Raw genomic sequence first — 24877 nt, 5'->3', positions numbered from 1 at the left:
ATTTGCAAGTGCAGAATGGAGTTTGAAACATGCAACAAAAGTGGTGGCAGCAACGATTTGTGTGGCTAGCCGGAATTTTCGGGGGCGTTGTGATTGTCCTAATGCCGCTATTGGGTGGGTTGTTCTGGCGGCTTTTCCAGCCAATTGCGTATCCCCGCGAAGTGTTATTCGCCCGTGATGCCCCAATGCAAGCAGGCTTTATGGGCGTTAATTTGTTGGGGAATTTATTGATCCTTTTAATTTTTAGTGCGCTTTTTTTACTGGCACAGTATCATCGTGAAGCTAAATTGATGGTGGCGGTACGTGGAGCGACGATCGGTTGGGCAGTTTGGGTCGTGTTCGCCGTGATTTGGCCACCAACTTCGATGGCCAGTGTCATCAGCGCTGACCAAACCATCTCGGTTCGCGCACTAGTGAGTCTCATCATCGTCATATTGTTAGCCGTATCCTTTTATCAAATTGGCTTGCAATATGGTCGGTTAGATCATCCAGCTTTAAATAACGTCTGGCGCTTGGCAGCCCTTTTGATGATTTTGTTCTCTATTTTACGATTAGGTGTCCAAGCGATGGGACTGCCTTTAATCGGGGTAATCGATCAGTTATTTGCCATTAGTTCGGTCTTAGCACCGGTATACACAGCGGTTTACATTGTTCGTGATATTCAAGCATAAAAAAGCACTAAGCCGTTTTGCTGTGGCTTAGTGCTTTTTTAGTAAATTGAGTCCCGGTATAGACCGACGACACGGCCTAAAATTGTGAGGTACGCCGGGTCTAATAGATCTGGGGCAATGCCATCGTTATCGGTGGTGATACGGATGCGTTCAGTCTCTTGGAAATACCGACCGATATAGTACTCATCCGCCCGGTAGCGGACAATCGCAATTTCACCGTTATCGATGGTTTCTTGACGCCGCACAATGATATTATCACCATCTAAAATGCCCATATTTTTTAAATGACTGCCATGATAACGCATCATGAAAAGTTTACCGCGGTGTTGTAATAAATTCGGTGGAATGGGGAATTGCGGTACGGAATTGTCATCAAATTTGATGGTGGCCAGTTCAAAAACGGGCATTGTGGTGATTGCTTGGTAGATGCCAAGATGTGCTAATCCAGCTTCGGTTAGCTCGATAGCGCGATTTTTATCATCATGGCGAACCAAAAAGCCTTTACTTTCTAAACGTTTCAAATGACCGTGCACCGTTGAAGGTGAAGCCAAATTCGCGGCTTGCGCAATCTCACGAATCGCGGGTGGGTAACCGTTGGATTGGAGAAAGGAATAGATGAAACGAAGGATAATATCAGATGTGTGACCACGTTCAGCCATGCGCAGGCCTCCTTTCAAATATAGTTCTGTCTCAAATTTTACATGGTTAAAGCGCGTTTGTCTGGCAAAATGTTCGGACAGAAACAATTTCTTAAACGTGGTAAAATAAGCATCAGGTAAAATTAAAAGATGAAGTGAGGGTGAAAAGATGGCTGAAAGTGAACGTATCTTAGCGGTTCGGACACGGATTAACGAATTGGCAGCAAAGGACAAGACGGCTGAAGGATTGACAAAAGAAGAGGAAGCTGAACGCGCTGATTTGCGCCAAGAATTCTTGGCCAACTTCCGGGCAGCCTTCCGCTCACAGGTCGAAATGTTACAAGTATTCGATGATGATGGTAATGAAGTGACGCCTGAAAAGATTAAACAAGTGCAACGCGAAAAGGGTGTCCGCGAAGATTAATTTGAATCCAGCACGGGCAGTTCATGACAGGTTTAGTCGCGGGCACCGCGCTGCTGGCATAACTGGTTATTAAGAATTTGTGAATTACATAGCCAGTAACTTATTTTTCGTATAGAATATAAGATGAATAAATTATGGGTAGTTAGCTACCATACATGGAGAAAACAATTATGAGTACAAGTATTTGGATCGTTATTGTCGTGATTGCGGCAGTTTTGGGTGCCATTGCTGGGTTCTTTTTGGCCCGTCGTTCAATGGAAAGTTATTTGAAGAAGAACCCACCTATCTCTGAAGAGATGATGAAATCAATGATGACTTCAATGGGTCAAAAGCCTTCACAAAAGCGTTTGAACCAAATGATGGCGCAAATGAAGGCCCAACAAAACCACAAATAAATCGACTAAAAAAACACCATCCGTCATCACTGACGGGTGGTGTTTTTTGTAGCTACCTTAAAATTCTTCATAAATATCTGGATCTTGGTTCTGTAAACGTCCATCAACCCGAGAGAGAGAGTTAATCATTTGGACTTCATCCCCAGTTAATTCAAAATCTAAAATCGCCAAATTTTCGCGTTGACGAGCGGCATTAGTTGACTTTGGTAGTGCCATCACGCCACGTTGTAGATCCCAACGTAGAATCACTTGACCAACTGATCTGGCATGTGCCTTTGCAATGGACGTCAACACAGGATCGTTCAAAATTTCACTGCCTCGGCCCAATGGGCTCCAGGCTTGGGTGATGATTTTATGCTCACGATCATAGACCAACGTTCCTTCTTGGTTAAAGTATGGGTGGAGCTCAACTTGATTGATTTCAGGGGTCACGCCGGTTTCGGCAATCAAGCGATCAATATGGGCCGGTGTAAAGTTTGACACCCCAATGTGCTTAACCCAACCCCGCTTTTTAGCTTCAATTAGGGCCTGCCAAGCTTCAACGTAAAGATCTTGTTTAGGATTTGGCCAATGGATCAGATAAACATCAAAAAATTCTAAGTTCAAACGGAGGAGGGATTCTTGAATGGTATCCAAAGCGGCCTGGTAATGTTGATAGCGACCAGGCAATTTAGAAGCAATGATCAATTCATCGCGGGCTTTACCGGACTGCCGAATCGCCTCGCCCACAGTGGCTTCGTTATCATAGTTAAAGGCACCGTCTAGATAGGTGTAGCCATTGGTGAGGGCCTGCTTGATGGCTGCGATCCCGGCATCCCCCTTGAGACTCCAGGTACCAAACCCAACGGCTGGTACTTGATCGGTACTGTTGTTAAAGGTATAAACGTACATAATCAAACCTCCTAATCTGTTATCTACATCATACGCTTAATTGAAATAGCGGGAAAGTGTTGACATCCGTTGCAAAACATTTTATTATGAATATTGTTGTTTGCGAGAAGTCGTGGATATGCGGATGTAGTACAATGGCTAGTGCTCCAGCCTTCCAAGCTGGGAATGCGGGTTCGATTCCCGTCGTCCGCTTTGTCTGGTTAGACAAGGTATCAACTTAATATGCGGATGTAGTACAATGGCTAGTGCTCCAGCCTTCCAAGCTGGGAATGCGGGTTCGATTCCCGTCGTCCGCTTATCTGACGACATTATTAACTGATAATGTCGTTTTTTCGTGCGTAAAAGAATACGAAATATGGAATAGTCTTGCATTTTCTGATACACTATATAATAAGAATGTTCGGAACAAGAAAGTTCGATCTAGTTAGTCGTCGACTAATTAGCTAACAGAAAATTTATATTTAGGAGAGATTTATCTCATGATTTTTAAGGTTTATTACCAAGAGACAAAGAAACGTAACCCTAAGCGTGAAGACACACGTTCATTGTACATTGATGCAGCGAACATGCCTGAAGCTCGGATGATCGTTGAAGAAAACACCAGCCACAACATCGAACTGATCGAGGCGTTGTCAGACAAGGCTTTGGCCTATGAACAACAAGGTGTTAATTTCAAAGTTGTGACGGTTGCCGAATTGGCAGCTGCCAAAGAAGACTAAGGCGGTATTTGAATGTCAACAAATCTGGATATACGTTCAGACGAGACAGCGGTATTTGCTTTGGGTGGTATGGGCGAAATCGGTAAGAATACGTATGCGATTCAAGTGCAAGACGAAATTATCGTCATTGACGCCGGTGTTAAGTTCCCAGAAGATGAGTTACTTGGGATTGATTATGTCATTCCTGATTACTCATACCTCATTGCAAATCGTGACAAAGTGAAGGCGTTATTGATTACCCACGGGCACGAAGATCACATCGGTGCCATTCACTTTTTCTTAAATGCTGTGAACGTTCCTGTTTATGCAGGACCACTCGCCTTAGCGTTAATTAGAAACAAATTGGACGAACATCACTTACTTGGTAAGGTTGAATTACATGAATTGTCAGAAGATGATGTCATTAAATTCGACCACATGTCAGTGGAGTTCTTCCGAACAACACACTCCATTCCTGATACTTTTGGGATGTCCATCACGACACCAGCTGGTGTGATCGTGGAGACGGGTGATTTTAAGTTTGATCTCACGCCAACCACTAAGCAGCCACCAAACTTGCAAAAGATGGCACGGATTGGTTCTGAAGGGGTCTTACTATTAATGTCTGACTCAACCAATGCTGAACGTGATGAATTCTCCAAGTCAGAAAAATGGGTCGGTAAGACGATTGACAAATTGTTTGATGAAATTGATGGCCGGATTATTTTTGCGACCTTCGCCTCAAACATGTCGCGTGTCCAAATGGCCACTGAAGCTGCGATCGCACATGGTCGCAAAATTTCGGTCTTCGGTCGTTCAATGGACAACGCGGTCACAAATGGTCGTGCCTTAGGCTACCTTGATATTCCTGAGGATATGCTCGTTGATGCCCGCGAAATCAATCGCCTGCCAGACAATGAAGTGTTAATTCTGTCTACCGGATCACAAGGTGAACCCATGGCGGCATTGGCCCGTATTGCGAATGGGACACATAAGCAAATCTCGATTAAGCCTGGGGACACAGTCATCTTCTCCTCTTCACCCATTCCTGGTAACACGCAGTCAGTTAACCGCGTGATCAACGAATTAGAAGAGGCCGGGGCGGATGTGATTCATGGTAAAGTGAATAACATTCACACCTCTGGTCACGGTGGTCAAGAAGAGCAGAAGTTGATGTTGTCTTTGATGAAACCGAAGTACTTCATGCCAGTCCATGGTGAGTATCGGATGTTGAAAGTCCATGCTGGTCTAGGTGAGCAAGTTGGTGTTCCTGAAGAGAATATCTTCGTCTTAGATAATGGAGATGTGTTGGCTTTAACGGCTGATTCAGCTCGCTTGGCAGACCACATCCCAGCTGAAGACACGTATGTCGATGGTAACGGTATCGGTGATATCGGCACTGCCGTCCTACGTGATCGTCAAATGCTATCACAGGATGGCTTGGTCGTCGTCGTGGCTACAATTGATTTGAAGAGCCAAGAAATCACGGCTGGTCCGGATATCTTGTCACGTGGCTTTATCTATATGCGTGAATCTGAAGAATTGATCAACGAAGGACGTAAGGAAATTTTCCATGCGTTGCTCACTGCGATGCACGAACCAGGTGCAACGGAGCATTCAATTCGTAATGCCGTTATTTCACGTTTGCAACGTTTCTTGTACGAACAAACTAAGCGGCGACCATTGATTTTGCCAATGTTTATTATGATTTAATTAGATTGAAGTTAATTGGGAGGGGATGTTAGCATCTCCTCCCATTTTACGATGTTAGTTAAGGTAGGTAAGTTTGATGACAGCACCTTATATTACAATTGCCCAATCTGAGTATACGTATGAGCAAGTGATTAAAAAGTCACGATTTATTGTCAGCTTAATGCGCGTCACAGATAAGGCAGCGGCCAAAGCGTTTATCGAACGTATTAGTCAAGCCAATCGCAAGGCAAACCATAATGTCTGGACCTATTTACTAGGTGATCGTGATGAAATTCAACGTTATTCTGATGACGGCGAACCGGCTGGTACGGCTGGGGTACCAATGTTAGAGGTATTGAAAAACAACGGTATTCATGACGTTGTCGCCGTACAAACGCGTTATTTTGGGGGCATCAAGTTGGGCGCTGGTGGCTTGATTAGAGCCTACGCTGGGACGATGGCGAGTGCAGTGGCAACTGTGGGCTTGGTACAACGGATTGAACGGCGCCAACTGACGTTAACAATCGAGTATGCCCAATATGAACCCCTTAAGTATTGGTTGGAAAGTCAAGCGTACTCGATTTTAGATACTGAATATGCGACTGGAGTAACCCTAACGGTACCTGTGAACACGGAACTTGTTGCGGACTTTGTACAGGCTGTGACGGATCATCTACAGGGGAAGGTGACCGTCGAAGTTGGCGCGGTCAATCTATTTGAAATACCATACGATAAGGCCGTTACGGCAAAAACATCATCTTTGAAATAAGGATGTCAGTACACAGAAAAACGCGCGGTTACATAAAACCGGGCGTTTTTCTGTGCTTAATTATAAACTTTTAACATGTCACGACCACGGGTAACGTAGTTTTCAAAATCAGCTTCAGGTAATAACCCGCCACCAGTGATCCAAACAATGTGGGTCGCTTGATCTAAGACCTCAGGGTGCTCAAATTGGGCAACAGTTGGCAGAATCCCCGTAAAACCAGCACTGGATGATGGTTCGAGTTTTAAGCCTTCGGTATCATGTAATAAGGCGAGGTAGGCATAGATGATGTCATCGTCAAATGTTTGTGACCCATAAAGCAAGGTCCGCATTATTTTACCAGCGAGGCGTGAGGGACGCCCAACGGCCAACCCATCGGCCTCCGTCTTGCCGTCCAACCCAAGATCATAGACGGTGATTTTTTCGTTACGCTTGGTCCGCATCCCCAGCGTGACTGAGGGCACATGTGTTGGTTCAACAAAGACCGGGTAAACATGCTCGCCAAGTAAGGCATGAATGCCAAAACTGACGCCTGAAGGACTACCCCCGACCCCAGCTGGCAAGTAGACAAAGACCGGGTGGGCTGCATCGGGTGTGATGTCAGCATCATGGAGTTGTTTTTGGAGGTGATAAGCCGCTGAAGCGTAGCCTAGGAATAAATCACTCGACCCTTCATCATCGATGAAGTAGGTCATCGGCTCACTGGCGGCTTGCTGGCGACCAGCATCAATGGCAGCCGTGAAGTCATCGGCGTATTCGACGACGGTCACACCCTTGCTCCGGAGTAGGTCTTTTTTCCAGGACCGGGCGTCGGCCGACATATGCACGGTGGTATGGAAACCCAACCGAGCCGCGGTAATCCCAATACTCATCCCTAAGTTGCCAGTCGAACCAACGGCAATGCCGTACTTGGCAAAAAGCGACCGGTATTGCGCGGTGGCTAAGATGCTGTAATCGTCCTCGTAACTAAGACCATGTTCTAAGGCAATGCTTTCCGCAAATTTCAGCACTTCATAAATACCGCCACGGGACTTGATAGAGCCAGAGATTGGTAGTTGATTATCAGCTTTCACATAGATGGTTCCCGGGACAGCAGCTTGATTGAATCGCTCAAAGGCGGCTTGCATATGGGGCACAGCCAGCAGCGGTGATTCCAGGATACCGTCAGATGGACGGGTTTCGGGGAAGGCACTTGTTAGGTAAGGTTGAAACCGGTGCCAGCGCGCCACGGCATCGATCACATCGGCCGCACGGAACGGTAAGTCAGCCAGATCACGAAATTCTGAGTTACGCCAAAATGTGGGTGTATAGGTTGCATAGGGTTCAAGTTCTGGAAATTCGGTCAGTAAATCAGGCATAGTCAAAGCGGTCCTTTTATTTTTAAGTTACATAAAGTATATAGCTAGTCCAAATGAATGTTAGCAATAATGTGACATAACTTGACATTGGTGTAACAGCAAGCTTTAAGTTTCCAGCAATCTATTCTTGCTATAATGAATTTACTAACATAAAGTGAGAGTGACCATGAAAAGAAAGCAAAAAAAACGCATTTGGCCCATCATCTTTTTCGTGGTGGTGCCAATCATTTTGGCAATCAGTGGGGGTACGACGGGTTACCTGCTCAGTCAGGAAGCCACGCAACCAGTCATCACGAACCAAAAAATTAAGGGGACACAGTACAAAATCCATAAAGTGGATGATGTGACCTACATTGTTAATACTAAGACCAAGCAGAAATTGAAGGGGTTGCATATCATTAACGGGGCGACTTACTATTTGGATAAAAAGACTGGTAAAATGGCGCATGGCCTGAAAAAAATTGGCAATTACACCTATTATTTTGAGAAAAATGGGCAAGACAATCCTGTTAAGGCGTACAAGACAGTTGCCGCCAGCCTGCAGAGTACCGACACGCGGGTGAATAAAGCGATCAAAATTGGGATGCAATATATTGGCAATAGTCCCTACGTTTATGGTGGTGGTCGGACTGACGCGGACGTTGCCGCCGGTAAATTCGATTGTTCTGCGTTCGTCGCGTGGATCTATCGTAAAGCTGGCTTACCGCTGGTCGTCCAATCAGCTGCCACCACGACTTTATTCTCAGAAGTCGGGACGTCGGTTGCGTGGGATGACATGCAGCGGGGTGATTTGTTGATTACACCAGTTGGCTCAAGCGAGGACTTACAGCATATGGCGGTTTACCTCGGTGGCGGCTTCATTTTGCAAGATGCGAATTCGACAAATGGGGTGACGATTAGTCGCTTGAATGAGACAATTCCATCAAAGGTCATCAAAAATACAACTTGGGCGGCATTGTTCCAACCTGGTCTAGTTAAGCGCGTCACTGAATAATGAATAGCCCGAGAGTGTCAAAACACCCCCGGGCTTTTTTCTTTTTATTTATCCAAGTAACTGGTTTTTTTGGTATCGGCCATGCGCGTATACACGAGCAATGAGATTAAAATAGCGCCGCTGACATACCAGAAGAAGAAATTTTCATGGTGTGCATTTTTCAACCAAAGGGCAATGTATTCAACCGTGCCGCCAAAAATGGCGACGGTGAGGCCGTACGGGAGGCCAACACCGAGGGCCCGAATTTCAGTTGGAAACATCTCAGCTTTGACAATCGCGTTGATTGAGGTATAACCGGTGACGATGACAAGCCCCCCCAGCATGAGTAAAAAGGCGATCCAAGGCGATTTAACATGTTGGAGTACCGTGAAAAGGGGCACAGTAAGTAAAGTACCTGAAATACCAAACCAGAGCAAGAGGGCTTTGCGGCCAATCTTATCGGATAGATGACCAGCAACCGGTTGGAGGAGCATGAAGATAAACAATGCCCAGAAATTCACTTGTGAAACGACATTGGGTGCCAAACCCATGGAATTAATCATGAATTTTTGTAGATAAGTGGTATAGGTGTAAAACGAAATCGTCCCACCTAATGTGAGGCCAACCACCGTAAGCACGGCTTTGGGGTATTTAGCCAATTGGCGTAAAGTCCCAGTTTCTTTATTAGCGGCTTTGGCAGCTGTGAATTGATCGGATTCAAGCATAGATAAACGCAACCAGAGAACGATTAAGGCACCGACTGCCCCGACAAAGAAGGGAATCCGCCAGCCCCAGGCGTAAATTTGCGCCGAAGTGAGGGTGGCTTGGATGATGATTTGCACCAATAAGGCAATCAATTGACCAGCGATTAAGGTCACATATTGGAATGACGCATAGAAACCGCGATGTTCTTTACTGGCCATTTCAGAGAGGTACGTGGCCGAAGTGCCGTATTCGCCGCCCAGTGACAACCCCTGAATCAGACGGGTGATGACTAAGATGATTGGCGACAAGATACCAATCGTGTCATAACCAGGCGTCAGACCAATCACAAGCGACCCACCTGCCATCAGGAGAATCGAGAGGGTTAGTGACGCGCGCCGGCCATTTTTATCCGCAAAACGGCCAAGAATTAAACTACCAATTGGGCGCATAATGAAGCCAATCGCAAAGATCGCAGCGGCATTGAGTAGCTGAGCAGTTTGATCCTCGCTTGGGAAAAATGACGCTGAAAAGTAGACAGAAAATGAAGCGTAGACATACCAATCAAACCACTCAATTAAATTACCGAGTGAACCTTTGATGATGTTGCTCGCCGTTGATCGTTCCGTACGTTTTGCAGATGTGTTAGACAAAATGGTATCCTCCTAATTCTATAAAAATCTCACAGTGTAAACATAACTTGAAATTAAAATAATAGCGAAAAATACGTTAGCTTTGTTGACATCAATAGTGAAATTGATCATCAAAAACTTAAGCTGATTGTTGCTCTAAAATGCACAAAGTCAAGGCCTGGCGCCATTTTTTTGACGTAATTCAATAATGAGTTTAGAATGTCTTGTTAGCGAAGTTAAAAATATTTATGAATGCAAATAAAAATAGGAAGAAGACGGTATCGTGTTGCAAAAATTAAACCAACTTGAAACCTGGCGCCGCAATTTGTTTATTTTGTGGTTTGGGGTCTTCATGACTGGTATTGGCTTTAGTGAAGTGATGCCATTTTTATCACTCTATGTTGATACTTTAGGACATTTCACAAAAAATGAGTTGACTTTTTATAGTGGCTTAGCCTTTCTGATGAGTTTTTTGGTGCAAATCTTTGTTTCACCACTTTGGGGTAAATTAGCCGACTTAAAAGGTCGTAAATTAATGTTACTACGGGCAGCCTTTGGGATGGCGATTGCCTTTTCACTGATGGGTACTGTGACCAATGTCTGGGAGTTAATTGGGTTACGGGCGCTGCAAGGCTTCTTTGGCGGTTTTATTTCCAATGCCAACGCCATGATTGCGGCCCAAACACCTAAGGAACATTCCGGCTATGCCTTAGGTATCTTGGTAACTGGTATCACAGCTGGTAATTTGTTAGGGCCTTTCGTTGGTGGTGTCTTAGCCTCAATTGTGAGTTATCGCATGGCTTTTTTCATCACGGGCGTTATTTTGCTATTGGTCTTTGTTCTGGTGTTAATCTTTGTGAAAGAAGAGTTTAGCCCAGTTGCGCGTGGCGAAACGCTGTCGAGGCGGGAAGTCGTGGCTAAATTACCCCATCCTCGGGTGACAATCGGGCTGTTTATTACCACGATGATCGTGATGACGGTGAATACTTCAATTAGTCCAATTGTGTCATTGTTCGTGCGTGAATTGAACCATGGTGCGGGTAATACAACGTTCCTAGCAGGTGTCATTGCGGCAATGCCTGGTATTGCGACAGTGATCGCGGCACCCCGGTTTGGTCGTCTAGGTGACAAGATTGGGACACGGCGGATTGTAATGTATGGTTTTATTCTAGCTTTTTGGATGTTTATTCCCACGAGCTTTGTCACCTCAGTCCTACAATTAGGCATTCTACGATTCATGGTTGGTATTTCTGATGCTAGTATGTTACCAGCCGTGCAAACGATGTTGGCCAAGACGACGCCGCAAGAAATTACGAGTCGTGTCTTTGCTTATAATCAATCGTTTCAGGCGATTGGGGCCGTGGCTGGGCCGTTACTCGGGACGGTGGTCGCGAGTTACTTTGATTATCGTGGGATTTTCATTGCGTCAGCGATGTTGATTGCACTGAATGCGATTCTATTTTTTGTCAACACGCGTGAAGTCGCATCTGACAAGTAATTTAACGCTTGACTGTTGTGGTCAGGCGTTTTTGTTATAATAGAATGAATGAAATCCCGAAGAAAAGGATTAGCTAATGAATATCAAGATAATCGTCGCGACGCATAAGGCTTATGCGATGCCACAGAATGAACTTTACCTGCCCGTCCAAGTGGGGGCAGCACTCAATGAACCCATTGCTGGCTATACACCAGATAATACCGGTCAGCATATTTCTGCCCAGAACCCTTTTTATAATGAATTAACGGCCCTTTATTGGGCGAAGTATCACCTGGCTGATCAAGATGTCGTGGGGTTAGCCCATTATCGTCGCTATCTGGGTCAGCGAGCGAGTCATGATTTACGAGACATTCTCAATGCGGAGCAGATTGCCACGTTATTGAGTGACCATGACGTGATTGTGCCCAAGAAACGCCATTACTACATTGAATCGCAAGAACAACATTACCTGAATGCGCACGCTGCGCTCCCCTATGAGACGATGCTGGCCGTTGTGGCTGAAAAATATCCGCAGTTTGCGGCAGCCACAACGCAGATGCGGACCTCTAAAGCGGCCCATTTGTTTAATATGAGTATTATGAAGCAGGCGCAATTCCAGGCGTACACCGACTTTGTGTTTGATGTTCTTGGTGAAGTGGCCAAACGGGTGGATCTTGATCAATATACCGGTCAAGATCGACGTGCCTTGGGATTCTTAGGTGAGCGCTTAATGGATGTCTGGTTGCTTGGCTCACACCAAAATTATGTTGAAGTGCCGTTAGTGCAAACGGAACGGACAAATTGGTTAGATAAAGGTTATCAATTTTTGAAACGCCATTTTGGCAAAAATGGCGGGAAAACACACTTTTAAATTCAAGTTAGGCTTTGGCAGTCAGTTGACTATCAAAGCTTTTTTTACTGCCCAAAATCCTGGTTATGTTGCAATATTGTAACAAAACATGACCAGCGTTCCGGGTGACGGTCGAGTTAACAGGGCGATGAGGTGTGACAGATGAGAAAAAATAGCTGTCAAAGGTGATGTGGCCGGTATATTTTCCTGATACGACTAAAGTTTAAGAAAACTTTAAAATTGTTATACATTGTTAAAGAGATGATAAATTCCTTCGTGTAGACTAGTTATATATTGAGAGCAGTGTGACGAGTACGAAAGGAAGAGTCATGATGAATAAGAAATTTGGTTGGATTATTGGGAGTGTTGTTGCAGTTGTCATTTTAGGTAGTGGCACTGCGGTTGTGTTAGGCAATCATCAGAGTAAACAAGAAAGTACTAAAAGTCATCAAACGACGCAAAAGAGTTCAAGTAAGCAGGTTACCAAAAAGCAAAGCACGCAGAAAAAAAGTGCCACGAGTGCCGTGACTGCCAGGGCAACCACATCAAATACACCCACCACCGACGCCAGTACCGCAGCGAGTGTCAGCGCGGCCAAAGCTAAAGCAGCGACCGCTAACACATCCAGCGTCACTACTGGCGAAAATGTCGACAAAGCAAGTGAATACAGCGCGATTAAAAAGACCAATTCAGGGGTGACAATCACAGATGAGATGGTACAAGAGGCCCGTGGCGAGCTACGCGAGCAAGGCGTCCAACCCGGTTCATTCAGCGATTTAGACATCGCTAAGGTGATTGAAAAAGCTAACAACGAAGGTATCGATTATAAGACAGCCATTGAGGAGCTTTTTCCCGCTTTCTTTAAATAATTGAAAACACGAAAGGAAAACACTTTATGGCACGTAAAACAGTTCAATTATTAATTTTATTCGGATTATTTATTGGTATTATTGGTCAGCAACAATCAGTATTTGCGAGTCTTGATGCCAACGAACAAAAAGCTTTCATTAATAAATTAAAGGGGAGTGTGCAAAAAGCTACTGAGGAACAACGGTTGTACGCGTCATTGCAGATGGCACAAGCGATTGTCGAGAGTGGCTGGGGGGAAAGTGCTCTCGCAAAAGAGGCGAATAATTATTTTGGGGTTAAAGGTAGTTATAATGGGCAGTCAGTGACTATGCCTACTGCCGAATTCGACGAGTATGGTAACCAGTATGAAATTACGGCATCATTTCGGAAATATCCTTCTGCTTATCAATCAATGAAGGATAACGCAGCTTTATTGCGACAGGGTGTTAGTTGGAATCATGCCATTTATTCAGGTACTTGGCGGGAGAAGGCTAAATCAGGTACGCAAGCTGCCAATGGGTTGATTCCAAATTATGCGACTGACCCTGATTATGCAACCACATTAAAAAGTGTCATTAATACTCATGATTTAACAACCTTGGACCAGACTAAAAGTGTGATCAAAACACAACAAAATGTCGTCAAAACAGCCATATTAAAAACAGGTACACGAGTTGATGGCATGTATTCAGGTGCTCCCTATAATGTCTCGGGTTCTAAGAATGTTGGTAATACGAGTGCTTATCAGGGCTTAACCGTCAAAATCACAAAAATTGCCCAGGTAAAAAAGCCGGATGGAACGAATGGCGCGCAGTACGCTTATACGACGATTGGTGGTAAAAATGTCTGGGTTGATTTAGCTGGCTTTAAAGTGATCCAGGATGGGGTAACCACATTGGTTAATGCCAAAAGTGGTTATCAGACAGCGACGATTTCAAGTACCACACGTACGGATGGCTTGTATCTCACGGCGCCATATAGCGTGGTTGGTGCAAAAAATGCCGGTAATACGAAATTATATAACGGTCAACAAGTATTAATTTCTAAAACGGTGCAAACTAAAAAACCAAATGGGAAGCTTGCCAGCACGTATGCATACATTAAATTGGGAACAAAAAATTATTACGTCGATGTGTTGGCTTTGACTGGTATCAAAACATCGGTAGCGACCCTCATTAATCAACAGACGGTCAACCAGACGGCAATCATCAATGCAACCACGCGTAAGGATGGCTTATACAGCAATAACCCCTATGGTATGAGTAATGCAAAACGCATAGGTACTTCCACCGCATATGCGGGCCAGACGTTGACCGTGTCACGTTATGCGCAAGTGTATCAGGCCAATTGGACGACCGGTGTTAAGTTTGCCTATGTCACCATTAGTGGTAAGTCGTTTTGGATTGATGCCCGCGCTCTGACCAAGGTTAAAAATGGGACCGCGACGTTGACCAATGTCCAAAATGTTAAGCAAACCGCCGTTGTTAATGCGTCACAGGCGATTTATGACCTGTATCGTAACAATCCATCAGGGATGCCAACGGCGGTGAAGCAGGGCACTACGCAAGCGCTTGATCAGCAGACGGTGACAATTAGTCAATACGCCCAGGTGATGCAAGGGGATGGGACGACAGGTCCCGTCTTCGCACACATTTCAGTCAATGGTCAGACTTATTGGGTCGACAAACGCGCCCTCCGTAGCATTGAAAACGGTATTGCATCCCTAACGAGTGTGAAAGTGGTTAATAAGCAAGCCGTTATTAATGCCACTAAACGGCGTGATGGGATTTACAGTGGGGCACCTTATCAAGTGGTGAACGCGAAGCGGGTGGCGACATCAAGCAGTTATCAGGGTAAGAAAGTTACGGTGACCATGACTGCCATCGTGAAGAAGCCGAATGGTCAGATTGGTGCCCAATTTGCATTAATCACGCTAAATAATCAAGCCGTTTGGATTGATATCAAGGGCCTGACAATACTTAACTAATTCAACATGAGAGAAGAGGTAATATGAGGATTTTGAAAACATTAGCACTGGTCGTTGGTGCGGTGTTCACGGGAATCATGCTCGGCCAAACCTCACCTGCAAGTGCCAACACGGTTAATAATTATATTATTGACAAAGTGAATAATGCGGACTGGCATGGTGCGACCGAAATCACGTCACCAGATTATTTTGCAGTGATTAATTATCTGCGGGGCGATTATGGTAAAAATGGCTCAGACTATGGCTTTCGCAAGGGGGTCAAGAAACCGGAGGGGGTGGTTGTGCATGAAACGGCCAACACTTCTGACGGCAATAAAGCAGCCGGTGAAATTGCGTATATGGTCAATAATTATGAATCTGCTTTTGTCCACGGCTTTGTCACCGGGAGTGCTAGTACAAAATTAGGTGATAATTCGGGCTCAGTCGCGCTAGCTGATACAAATTATCTCGCATGGGGTGCAGGTCCTACCGCTAATTCACGGTATTTGCAAACTGAACAAGTGCGGGTCAGTAGTAAAAATCAATTTGCACAGGAATTACTGAATCTAGCCACAACGCAGGCGGCTTATTTGAAGCAATACGGTCTTAAACCAACGCTTGGTAATACGAGTACCAAAAAAGGCACGGTGTGGTCACATCAGATGACTTCAAAAGCATTCGGTGAGACCGATCACACTGATCCGGATGGGTACTGGCGTGATTCAGCTAAAAAGTGGTTTGGGACGACCTATACGATGAATGACTATTTTGCGTTGTTGAGCAAAGTCTATGCAAATGAGTTACAAGGTAAAGATACGTTAACCAACGAAGTGACCGTGAGTCAAACAGCGATCATCAACGCAACGACGCGTAATGATGGCTTGTACCTGAATGCACCGTACAATGTGAAGGGGGCCACCAGGTATGGCTCAACGAAGACCTACAATAAGTTAACTGTCGTGATTTCAAAAACGGCACAGATTAAAAAGCCCGATGGCACTAAGACGACCAAATATGCCTATATTTCGCTAAATGGTAAAAATGTCTGGGTCGATTTGGCTGGTTTAAAAATTATTCAAACGGGTAAAACGACTTTAATCAATCAGAAAACGACCAATTTAGTGGGCACCATTTCGACAGCCACACGTTCTGATGGGATTTATTCAGGGGCACCATATAGTGTCGCCGGTGCCAAGAATGTGGGCAACACAAAGAGCTACAACGGTGTACAAGTTTGGATTAGCAAAACTGCCCAAACCCGTCTACCAACGGGTAAAGTGGGTGCCACCTTCGCGTATGTGAAGCTTAATAATGCGTATTACTGGATCGACATGAATGCGTTCACCAATGTCAAAACTGCAACAGCCACGTTGATTAATCAAAAAACAGTGAGTCAAACGGCGATCATCGATGCGACTAAACGTGCGGATGGGCTATACTTAAACGCACCATACGGACTGGTCACAGCGCAACGCTACGGTGGCACCAAGAGCTACAATGCCACCACGGTGACCGTTACGCGCTATGCCCAGGTGCGCCGTGCCGACTTAACCGCCGGGGCCACCTTTGCGCTCATTAATCTAAATGGCCAACAGGTGTGGGTGGATCAGCTCGCACTACGTAGTATCACGAATGGAATTGCAACTTTGAGCAACGTTAAGCAGCTGGCCAAAACGGTGACGATTGATGCCAGTCAGCGTGCGGATGGGATCTATGCCAATGCACCTTACGGTATCATTCAAGCTAAACGGGTTGGCACAACCACGAGTTATAATCAATTAACGGTTGTCGCCGATCAACAAGCGACCGTTCGGCGGGCCAATGGGACGACCGGGGCTACATTTATTCATCTAAAAATCAATGGTGCATGGTATTGGGTTGATATTAGAGCTGTGGAATAGTTGCTTCATATATCAACGAAATTTCTGGATTATTAGCAAGAAGACCTCTCAAACTGTGTCGGCTTTTGAGGTCTTCTTTTCGCGCCCAAATCTATCTTTTGATAGATATCATGGCCAAAATATTGTAAACTGTTTTTGATTGTTAAAAGTGAGTTATCCTGCTGAAAGAGATGAAAATCAATGATTAAAGTGAATAAAATTAAAGATAGATTGAAGAAAGCGGGTGAATTTGCGTATTTCTATTTCCGTAAATTACCAATTGAAAAAAATTCAATTATAATGGAAAGTACGCAAGGAACAGATTTTGCCGGGCATCCAAAGGCGGTTCTACGAGGATTGGCTGAGACGCAAAATTTAAAAGTTAAGGTGTACGTTGTTGCACGGGCAGAAGTCTTTGCCACGGTCAGCGCGACTGTGCAGGCGGTGGTCGGTGATAGTGGCCTTAATGTGCAAGTCATCAAGTTTTCAAGTACGGCCTATATGTACCACCTGGCAACTGCCGAGAAGCTGGTTAACGATACTAGCTTTTGGCCATTTTTCCATAAGCGTCATGGTCAAACCTACTTCAATATCTGGCATGGAACGCCATTGAAGCGCATGGGGAAGCACGAGCAACCAGTCGGCTGGGGCAACGTACAGCATAACTTATTATCAGCCAACTACTTGATTGGTAATAATGAGTATATGCTCAGGACCCTTACCGCAGCGTATAATTTAAAAAATATTGCGCAGACTAAGCTTGTTGAATTACCTTCACCACGTAATAGTGAGTTATTCAATGACCAAGTGAGCGATGAAAATTACTATGTCTGGATGCCGACGTGGCACCCATCACATACGACGGCTCAATTTATGGATTTGCTGACTGAATTTTCACAGAGTTTGCCTAGTGATACCAAGCTAAAAGTGAAGTTGCACCCGTTTGAAGATGAACTATTGACAGATCAAGATGTCGCAGTCTTTTCAAATATTGAACGCTTACCTCGTGAAGTGCCAGTTTACGAATTACTCGGCTTATCCAAGGGGTTGATCACAGATTACAGTTCAATTTTATTTGATGTGGCCGCCATTCGTTTGCCAGTGGTCTTGTATCAATTTGAAAAGGATCTTTATGAAGCCGACCGTGGTGTCTATCAAGAAGCTGTCGATGATATCCCATTTGTCGTGACCACCACGGCTAGTGCTACCGTTGATGAACTAGTCGCTTTCCAGTTGGATGAGGCGTATGAAGTCTTTGCGCAAAAATATGCCTCACATGATCAAGCATTTGGTTATCGTGAAGTCGCTAATTTCATCTTGGCGCCTAATGATGCCAAAGCTGTTTCATTGTTAAATGGCAAGGAGACGGTGTTATTATTCCCGGGCCCCCTCCTTGATAACGGGATCACGGGTGCTTTTGTGAATACCCTTAAGAGTATCGACCTGTCTAAACGTAATTATGTGGTCTACATCCCGGGTGAGATGATTCCGGCGCAATTCTTGTATAAATTGGAAGAATTGGCGGTGAGCTATGTCATGCCTCATGGTACTGGTCAGATGGGTCTGCTACAAGCCGCGACCTTTTTTGGCCGGTTAAATGATGAACATGTTTCTTCATGGTTTGACTTTGGTTTTTTGCGAAACCTATCCGAAAAGGGCGCCCGCTACGAATTTTTGCGCACAGTTAGTGGTTTACCAACTGATTGGTTTGTCCATTATCCGGGCTATGAGCGTCGGCAAGCTTTGTTACTGAATGGTATTTCAGGCACTAACATTAAAACGGCTATCTTTATTCATTCAGATATGCCACAAGAATTTGATGTCCGGCATAATTTTGATAAGGCCATCATTTCAAGATCTTATGAGGTGGCAGATGCCGTCGTTGGTGTGCATCAATCCATGATTGACCTGTTGGTGGCCGACGGTCGTTTTGTCAATCCTAACAAAATGCGTGGGCACTTCACGGTCGTGAACAACTTTACAAATTATATGGAAGTTAAAGAGCAATCAGCCGTTTCACAAGCGGTTGCCTTGTTAAAGACGCCCGTTCAATACGTGGACAATCGCTCATTAATGCGACAATATGATCTTTTTGAAGCAACGGATAAAATTAGCGATGCAGTGAAAGCGGCTTTTGTGCTATCAGATGTCATCGGTAATCTTGAAACGAGCTTGCCATTTGTCTATCAAAATAGACAAGCGATTTTTTCAGATATCGCGGCCATTTTTGGTCCCCAAAGCGCTATTAAAATCAATGAATCTGCCTTATCGGCCTTTTATGGTATTTCAGTGCTCCGCTTATTAAATGACTTATATAATCCGGCACTGAAATTCTTTGTGAATGTGGGTCGCTTCTCAACGCAAAAGGCCCATGATCGGGTATTGCGAGCATTTGCGGCCATTGAAAAGGACCATCCGGAATATCGTTTGGTGATCGTGGCCCCCCACGGAGAAAGTGATATCAAGGCGGAAACCATTAATTACATTCGCCAAAGTAAGTTTTCCGAAAAGGTCTATGTGCTTGGTGGCATGTCAAATCCATATGCACTGATGCGTCGTGCGGAGGCGTTCTTGTTTCCCTCTCGCTATGAGGGACTTGGGTTAGTTGCCTTTGAGGCGCTCGCAGCTGAAACAACGGTGATTTCAACGGCTTTGCCACCCATTGTGCAAACCTTAAATGATTCACAGCAGCATCCTGCTGAAGATTACATGTATTTTTCTGACAATGAGGGTGATGATTTTGTGGCCCATGTGGTGGACTTTGTCCGTCAGGGTAGTCAAAGGAAGACGGCCATTGACTTTGAGTCGATGGAACGCCGATCATTAGCTGATTGGGAAAAGATGTTCACCCTTTAGTGGCGTAAAATAATTAAATATGCAGATGAAATTACAAGGGCGGGCCCCTGCATTTCATCTGCATATTTTTTTCTATGTCATCATGGGAGTAAGTAAACTATTTTTTCAAGGTTCCGCTATGCTTTTAAGCCTGCCGCTATGCTAAAATATAGCTAATAGTATGCCAGGGAAGAGGAATGACGATGGCAGATAAACAAACTGAATTAAAAGCAATGTTAGACCAGGGGTTAATCACCCAGGCTGACTATGATCAACAGATGGCCCAGCTGAATTCAAACCACCTGGACCAGGCTGATGTTAAGCCTGAAGCGACCAAGCAAGCAGCTAAGTTTGCGGTCAAAACGACTTGTCCAAATTGTGGCTCAACGGATTTTGCATGGCAGCCTAGTCTGCAAAAATTCGCTTGCAATTACTGTAAAGCACAGTTTGAAATTGAAACGCCCGACTACTTAGCAAAAGCAGCGGCATTGAAGAATGATGAAGTCTATAACTTATCAGGTAAAACGGTTTCTGTCGGATTAAGTAAGGCCGTCGACAAAGAAAATGTCGGCATTGTCACGTACCAGTGTCCCAATTGTGGTGCGACCATTTCTTTCTCCACCCAAGATGCATGGTCTTCAATTAAATGTGAATGGTGCCGTGGTGAAATTTCAGCAGAAAATGTCGTGCCCAATGGCTACAATCCGGATTTGGTGGTACGTTTTGAAGTTGCCAAAGAACAGGCGCAGGCTAACGTGGCCGATTTTATCAATCGGCGCCGGTGGTTGGTTTCAAAAAAATTCTTGCGGGAATTCAAGGCAGCCGACATTCGACCAGTGTATGTCCCTCAAATGATGATTGATGTGAACGCGAATGAATCAATTCAAGGTCTCGGCGGGGTCTTGCTAAATATGTACACCGAAACTTATGAAAGTGATGACGGTAAATCAACTTATTCGGTCACTTATTACGATTATGATGTTTATCAGTGGGAACGGCATTTTGTCCTGGGTATCAACGACCTGACCCTAGGGGCAAATGAGGCCCTTTCGCAACAATCAAAGACGTCAACTAACAATGTGATTGATGTTGTCAAGCCGTTTGATACCAGTAAGGCAGTGCCCTATCAGCATCAATATCTACAGGGGGGTTATCGGTCAGAACGTCGGACTCTGGATGTTGATGATGTGACACCGGACGTGCAAAAAATTGCCATTGATATGGGGTATAGTCAAGTTCAGCCGACGTTGAATTATGATCATGGCGTGCGTTATGACAATGCCACGATGGAAGTCAACGGGATTCGTTACGCGGCGGTGCTTTGTCCCATTTGGTTGTATTCTTACTATGAATATGACAGCAAAGGCAATTTTAAGCGGCAACATTATTGTGTCGTGAATGGTCAGACAGGTAAGACCATTGGCTCAATGCCGATCAATGTGACTGCTCAAATAGGGTGGTCAATTGCGGGTGCCGTGGCGATGTTTGTGTTATTGTTCTTTGTCTTTCCCTTTGGTGGGGTGGATATCGACATAAAGTGGATTCTCGGCTTGTCAGTGGCCGTTTTCGCCGCTATCGCCTACTTTACTTATACGGCTGTCCGTAACACGGATAAGCACAACGATTACGTGCGTAATACCGAAAATGAAATGTTTGATCTAGAGAGTAGTGATGTGTGGGTTGACCGGGTGATTCGTTCAACCAATCCATCAATTTAGTAAAAGAGGAGCTTAATATGGGATTAATTAAAGCATTCGCCGGCGCAATTGGTGGCGCATTCGCAGATAGTTGGAAAGACATTATCGTACCCGCAGCATTTGACGAAATGACAGCGGTGGTACCAGGTGTTAAGCAAGGTCAAAATAATGGTCGGGGTTCAAATACAAAGAGTTCATACGGCATCATCACGAATGATTCAAAAGTATATGTACCAGAAAACACCGCGGCCATCATCTTTAATGAAGGTGGGCTGACGGATGTTATTACGGAACCAGGGGGCTTTACGGTCACTGATGGTGAACCAAGCATCTTTACGAACTCTGATTTAGCTGATGGGCTTGATGCACTGATTCACGAATCATGGGAACGCTTTAAGTTTGGTGGCCAACCCGCTGCGCAAAAAGCCATTGTCTATGTGAACTTGCGTGAAATTCGGGGTAATAAGTTTGGCACACCCGGTCCATTAGTTTATAACGATGCCTTCTATGGTGCCGATTTGGAAGTGCTGGCGCGGGGACAATACACGATTAAAATTAAGGATCCGATTCGATTCTTAAAAGAATTCGTGCCTGCCAATACGACATACTATTCATTTGCAGACGATGCGGCCACTTCACAATTATTTGCTGAATTTATTGCGCAATTTAATGCGAGTCTCAATGGCTTGTCAGCGACTTATCGCATCTCACAGTTACCAGCCCAATCATTGATTTTAGCGAATGCGATTACGGGTGGTGCGGAAGATACGAATGGTTGGTTGCGTCGTTTTGGTTTGAGTATTGAGAAAATTGCGATTGAATCCATCGAGTTCAGCCAAGATTCGCGTGAGCTCGTGAAGCAATTCAATACTAATCGGATGTCGACAATGGCCTTTGCCAATATTCCAACTGATGCAGCGAACGTGGCGGCCCAGCAAAAGATTGCCCAAGGTGTCGAAAATCACGGGTTGGGTGATGGTGGTGGCCTCATGCTAGGTGCCAATATTGCGGGCACCATGGGTAATCCAATGGCCACGCCTGCCCAATCTAGTGCACCGGCCGCACCATCCCCAATGGAAAAACTAAAACAGCTCAAGGAACTGCTAGATGCCGGGCTGATCTCACAAACGGATTTTGACACGAAGAAAGCTGAAATTTTGAGCGAGATGTAAAGCACAAATGCCAAGTCAGTCTGACGCAAAAGCACACGTTACGGCGGGTGCTTTTTTGGTTGCCCAATGCATCTTCTGACAGGGCGAGGCTTTGTAAAATACGCTATAATTAAAGTACGAATCAAGAATGGGGAGAAAAATATGCAAGCAATTGTCATTCCACAACCATGGGCGAATGATCTTGTCTTAGGTAAGTTCACTGAAATTGATTTAGCGGTGACGACCCAGGCATCAGAAATTTTGCTCGTCTCAGGTAATGAGGAAGTTAGCGGTGAGTATGCCTTAGGGTTAGCTAAAGGCTATGCCCTGGGTATTTTGCGCGTCAAATCAATCACACCAACGGCGACTGGTTTTGAATGGGTCTTAGATAGCCCTCGTTTGGTGGCACCGTTTGCGGTGGCCACTGACGCCGATTTATTAGAAGTTGACGATGCCTTAATCCACGAGAATTTTCCAGCAACCGTCGAATTAGAAGATTGGATGGCGCATCCAGGTGAAGCCTTCCCACCGGCATTGCAGACACATGCCGATGCCCTACTCGCGATTGGTACTCAACAATTACCTAGTGACTATCAAGCCATTTTAACGGCGACCAATGGTGATTGGGAGGCCGTCGATGCCGCGTGGTACGAGCATGAATATGCGGCACAAGCAGCCATCTTAAGTAGTTTATCAGATGAGGAATTTGCTGCTTTGCAAGTCCAAACCGATGCAGATGAGTGGGCAGAGTTAGTGGCTGCCCGGGCGTTATTATTGAAAGGAACGAAAGATGAGCAAGGGAACGATTAAACATAATGATTTTGCCCGCGGTGCCAAAGAGAAGGGTCAAGTGAGTGCTGAAGCTAAAAAAGCAGCTCGATTGGCCTTATTAGCACAGGCAAAGGCTAAACAAACCAAAGAATCCTAATTTTGTCGCTTTTTAGGCATATTTTATGTATAGTAGATGGGTTACTTTAGAACAGATTGATTGTGAAAAGGCGGTATAACATGGCAACGTTTGCAGAACGAATGTTAGATGAATTAGCTGGTGGACAAATCGAGGCAGCCCAAAAGTCGTTTGCCTCTTCATTACGTTACGATGATGATGATACGATTTATTCATTAGCAGAGGAATTGTACGCTTTGGGCTTTTCAAATCAAGCCAAGCGCGCCTATTCAAAGTTGCTAGATAAGTATCCTGAGGAAGATCAATTGCGGACGGCCTTGGCGGATATCGCCATTGATGAAGATGATACCGATCTGGCATTATCACTTTTGTCGGAAATTAACGCTGATTCTGATGCTTATCTACAAGCTTTGTTAGTGAGTGCGGACCTTTACCAAACAGAAGGGTTAGTTGAAGCATCTGAGGCCAAGCTAAATGAAGCCTATCAGCTGGCTCCTGATGAAGAGATTGTCCAATTCGCCTTGGCTGAATTCTATTTTGCCACGGGTCGTTATCAAGAAGCGATTCCATACTATCGGGGCTTATTGCAAATTGGGGCGCGTAAGTTCTCTGGTTTGGATATTGTGTCACGCATCGGGGTTGCCTACGCTTTGTCAGGGGATGCTGAAAAAGCCAAGGCCTACTTGGAGCAAATCAAGGATGTCGATCTGACCCCGGATGTGCGCTTCCAGTTGGGGATGGTGTATGCGACAGATGAAGAAACCCGTGATCAAGCCATTGATCAACTAGAAGCGTTACAGGAATTGGATACTTCATTTGCCGGCTTATATGAACCTCTTGGTCAATTATATGAAGATAAGGGTAACCTAGAGAAGGCCTTGATTACCTATCAAGCGGGATTGGCTGTCGACCAATTTAACGAAAAATTGTACGTCAAAGCGGCGCGTATTGCCCAAGCACAAGGGGATGTTGCAGAGGCTGAAAGCCTTTATAAAAAGGGCTTAGAAGCTAACCCAGAGGACATCACGTTAATTATGGGCTATTCAACTTTGTTGGTTTCTGAGGGGGATTCAGTTGAAAATATCAACTTCTTGAATCAATACATGGAAGCGGATGATTTTGAAATTGATCCGCAAATGTACTGGAACTTGGCACAATCATATACCACGCTTGAAGACTATGAGATGGCGACAAAGTACTGGAATGCCGCCTTGCCATTCTTTATGGACAATACCAATTTCTTAAAGCCGGCCTATTATTACTTCCGTGAAGAAGGTGAGCGAACTTTGGCGCAAGAAGCATTGCAACAATATGTGCGCTTGAATCCTGAAGATCTAGAAATGGCTGAAGAATTAGAACACTTAAATTAATTTTGGACACCTCCAGGTAGCCGCGCTCTTTATTAAGTGCAGTGCTATGGAGGTG

At 45.0% G+C, this 24877-nt stretch carries 22 protein-coding genes and 2 tRNA genes; 20 read left to right on the top strand and 4 right to left on the bottom strand.

The window, feature by feature from the left end; all coding sequences use genetic code 11:
* Positions 1 to 29: 29 nt before the first annotated feature.
* Positions 30 to 671, top strand: a complete 642-nt coding sequence (locus WSWS_RS04070) for a hypothetical protein (RefSeq protein WP_070230082.1) — start codon at positions 30 to 32, stop codon at positions 669 to 671.
* 38 nt (positions 672 to 709) lie between these two features.
* Here the strand turns inward: WSWS_RS04070 and lexA are convergent, their stop codons facing one another.
* Positions 710 to 1330 (bottom strand): transcriptional repressor LexA, encoded by a 621-nt coding sequence (lexA, locus tag WSWS_RS04065; RefSeq protein ID WP_070230081.1) that lies wholly within the window; start codon positions 1328 to 1330, stop codon positions 710 to 712.
* 148 nt (positions 1331 to 1478) lie between these two features.
* Between lexA and WSWS_RS04060 the strand changes: the two genes are divergently transcribed.
* Together WSWS_RS04060 and WSWS_RS04055 are read left to right on the top strand one after the other, a co-directional pair.
* Positions 1479 to 1733 (top strand): DUF896 domain-containing protein, encoded by a 255-nt coding sequence (locus WSWS_RS04060; RefSeq protein ID WP_070230080.1) that lies wholly within the window; start codon positions 1479 to 1481, stop codon positions 1731 to 1733.
* A 170-nt stretch (positions 1734 to 1903) separates the two neighbouring features.
* Positions 1904 to 2128 (top strand): YneF family protein, encoded by a 225-nt coding sequence (locus tag WSWS_RS04055; RefSeq protein ID WP_070230079.1) that lies wholly within the window; start codon positions 1904 to 1906, stop codon positions 2126 to 2128.
* Between the two features lie 57 nt (positions 2129 to 2185).
* Here the strand turns inward: WSWS_RS04055 and WSWS_RS04050 are convergent, their stop codons facing one another.
* On the bottom strand, positions 2186 to 3019 hold the full coding sequence (locus WSWS_RS04050; protein ID WP_070230078.1) for an aldo/keto reductase: 834 nt from the start codon (positions 3017 to 3019) through the stop codon (positions 2186 to 2188).
* A 120-nt stretch (positions 3020 to 3139) separates the two neighbouring features.
* Here WSWS_RS04050 and WSWS_RS04045 point away from each other — a divergent pair.
* The 5 genes from WSWS_RS04045 to WSWS_RS04025 all read left to right on the top strand — a co-directional run bounded on the left by WSWS_RS04045 (position 3140) and on the right by WSWS_RS04025 (position 6178).
* Positions 3140 to 3211, top strand: a tRNA-Gly gene (locus WSWS_RS04045).
* 32 nt (positions 3212 to 3243) lie between these two features.
* Positions 3244 to 3315: transfer RNA gene (locus tag WSWS_RS04040), tRNA-Gly, on the top strand.
* Positions 3316 to 3498: 183 nt separating this feature from the next.
* Positions 3499 to 3738 (top strand): DNA-directed RNA polymerase subunit epsilon, encoded by a 240-nt coding sequence (locus WSWS_RS04035; protein ID WP_070230077.1) that lies wholly within the window; start codon positions 3499 to 3501, stop codon positions 3736 to 3738.
* Between the two features lie 12 nt (positions 3739 to 3750).
* Positions 3751 to 5430, top strand: coding sequence for a ribonuclease J1 (gene rnjA / locus WSWS_RS04030; RefSeq protein ID WP_070230076.1), 1680 nt, complete (start codon positions 3751 to 3753; stop codon positions 5428 to 5430).
* A gap of 76 nt (positions 5431 to 5506) precedes the next feature.
* The gene (locus WSWS_RS04025) at positions 5507 to 6178 is read left to right on the top strand and encodes a YigZ family protein (RefSeq protein ID WP_070230075.1); all 672 of its coding nucleotides are present in this window, start codon (positions 5507 to 5509) and stop codon (positions 6176 to 6178) included.
* A gap of 56 nt (positions 6179 to 6234) precedes the next feature.
* Here WSWS_RS04025 and WSWS_RS04020 read toward each other — a convergent pair whose 3' ends face one another.
* A complete protein-coding gene (locus WSWS_RS04020) occupies positions 6235 to 7533 on the bottom strand; it encodes a D-serine ammonia-lyase (RefSeq protein ID WP_070230074.1) in 1299 nt (432 codons plus the stop codon).
* A 166-nt stretch (positions 7534 to 7699) separates the two neighbouring features.
* Between WSWS_RS04020 and WSWS_RS04015 the strand changes: the two genes are divergently transcribed.
* Complete coding sequence (locus tag WSWS_RS04015) at positions 7700 to 8527, top strand: C40 family peptidase (protein ID WP_070230073.1); 828 nt, start codon at positions 7700 to 7702, stop codon at positions 8525 to 8527.
* Positions 8528 to 8571: 44 nt separating this feature from the next.
* Here WSWS_RS04015 and WSWS_RS04010 read toward each other — a convergent pair whose 3' ends face one another.
* Positions 8572 to 9861 carry an MFS transporter gene (locus WSWS_RS04010; RefSeq protein ID WP_070230072.1) on the bottom strand — a complete coding sequence of 430 codons (1290 nt, stop codon included), beginning with the start codon at positions 9859 to 9861 and terminating at the stop codon, positions 8572 to 8574.
* 265 nt (positions 9862 to 10126) lie between these two features.
* Between WSWS_RS04010 and WSWS_RS04005 the strand changes: the two genes are divergently transcribed.
* The 11 genes from WSWS_RS04005 (at position 10127) to WSWS_RS03960 (ending at position 24822) form a co-directional block, all read left to right on the top strand.
* Positions 10127 to 11338, top strand: coding sequence for a multidrug efflux MFS transporter (locus WSWS_RS04005; protein ID WP_070230816.1), 1212 nt, complete (start codon positions 10127 to 10129; stop codon positions 11336 to 11338).
* 76 nt (positions 11339 to 11414) lie between these two features.
* Positions 11415 to 12188 (top strand): DUF4422 domain-containing protein, encoded by a 774-nt coding sequence (locus WSWS_RS04000; protein WP_070230071.1) that lies wholly within the window; start codon positions 11415 to 11417, stop codon positions 12186 to 12188.
* A gap of 308 nt (positions 12189 to 12496) precedes the next feature.
* A complete protein-coding gene (locus WSWS_RS03995; protein ID WP_123773681.1) occupies positions 12497 to 13036 on the top strand; it encodes a hypothetical protein in 540 nt (179 codons plus the stop codon).
* A gap of 26 nt (positions 13037 to 13062) precedes the next feature.
* Complete coding sequence (locus tag WSWS_RS03990; RefSeq protein WP_070230069.1) at positions 13063 to 15003, top strand: GW dipeptide domain-containing protein; 1941 nt, start codon at positions 13063 to 13065, stop codon at positions 15001 to 15003.
* Positions 15004 to 15026: 23 nt separating this feature from the next.
* Entirely contained in the window at positions 15027 to 16883 is a 1857-nt protein-coding gene (locus tag WSWS_RS03985; RefSeq protein ID WP_070230068.1) for a GW dipeptide domain-containing protein, read from the top strand.
* Between the two features lie 180 nt (positions 16884 to 17063).
* Positions 17064 to 19718 carry a CDP-glycerol glycerophosphotransferase family protein gene (locus WSWS_RS03980; protein WP_070230067.1) on the top strand — a complete coding sequence of 885 codons (2655 nt, stop codon included), beginning with the start codon at positions 17064 to 17066 and terminating at the stop codon, positions 19716 to 19718.
* Between the two features lie 182 nt (positions 19719 to 19900).
* Positions 19901 to 21415 carry an SHOCT domain-containing protein gene (locus WSWS_RS03975; protein WP_070230066.1) on the top strand — a complete coding sequence of 505 codons (1515 nt, stop codon included), beginning with the start codon at positions 19901 to 19903 and terminating at the stop codon, positions 21413 to 21415.
* A 17-nt stretch (positions 21416 to 21432) separates the two neighbouring features.
* Positions 21433 to 22566 (top strand): SPFH domain-containing protein, encoded by a 1134-nt coding sequence (locus WSWS_RS03970; protein ID WP_070230065.1) that lies wholly within the window; start codon positions 21433 to 21435, stop codon positions 22564 to 22566.
* A gap of 141 nt (positions 22567 to 22707) precedes the next feature.
* On the top strand, positions 22708 to 23355 hold the full coding sequence (locus WSWS_RS03965) for a hypothetical protein (RefSeq protein ID WP_070230064.1): 648 nt from the start codon (positions 22708 to 22710) through the stop codon (positions 23353 to 23355).
* Entirely contained in the window at positions 23336 to 23473 is a 138-nt protein-coding gene (locus WSWS_RS08155) for a hypothetical protein (RefSeq protein ID WP_164699427.1), read from the top strand. The genes WSWS_RS03965 and WSWS_RS08155 overlap by 20 nt, the downstream gene beginning before the upstream one ends.
* Positions 23474 to 23553: 80 nt before the next feature.
* Positions 23554 to 24822, top strand: a complete 1269-nt coding sequence (locus WSWS_RS03960; protein WP_070230063.1) for a tetratricopeptide repeat protein — start codon at positions 23554 to 23556, stop codon at positions 24820 to 24822.
* Positions 24823 to 24877: the final 55 nt, after the last annotated feature.

This window comes from Weissella soli (assembly GCF_001761545.1).
In the GTDB taxonomy this organism is placed as follows: Bacteria; Bacillota; Bacilli; order Lactobacillales; family Lactobacillaceae; genus Weissella; species Weissella soli.
The sequence above is the reverse complement of the archived record's forward strand: the minus strand, read 5'-3'. Positions and strand labels throughout refer to the sequence as shown.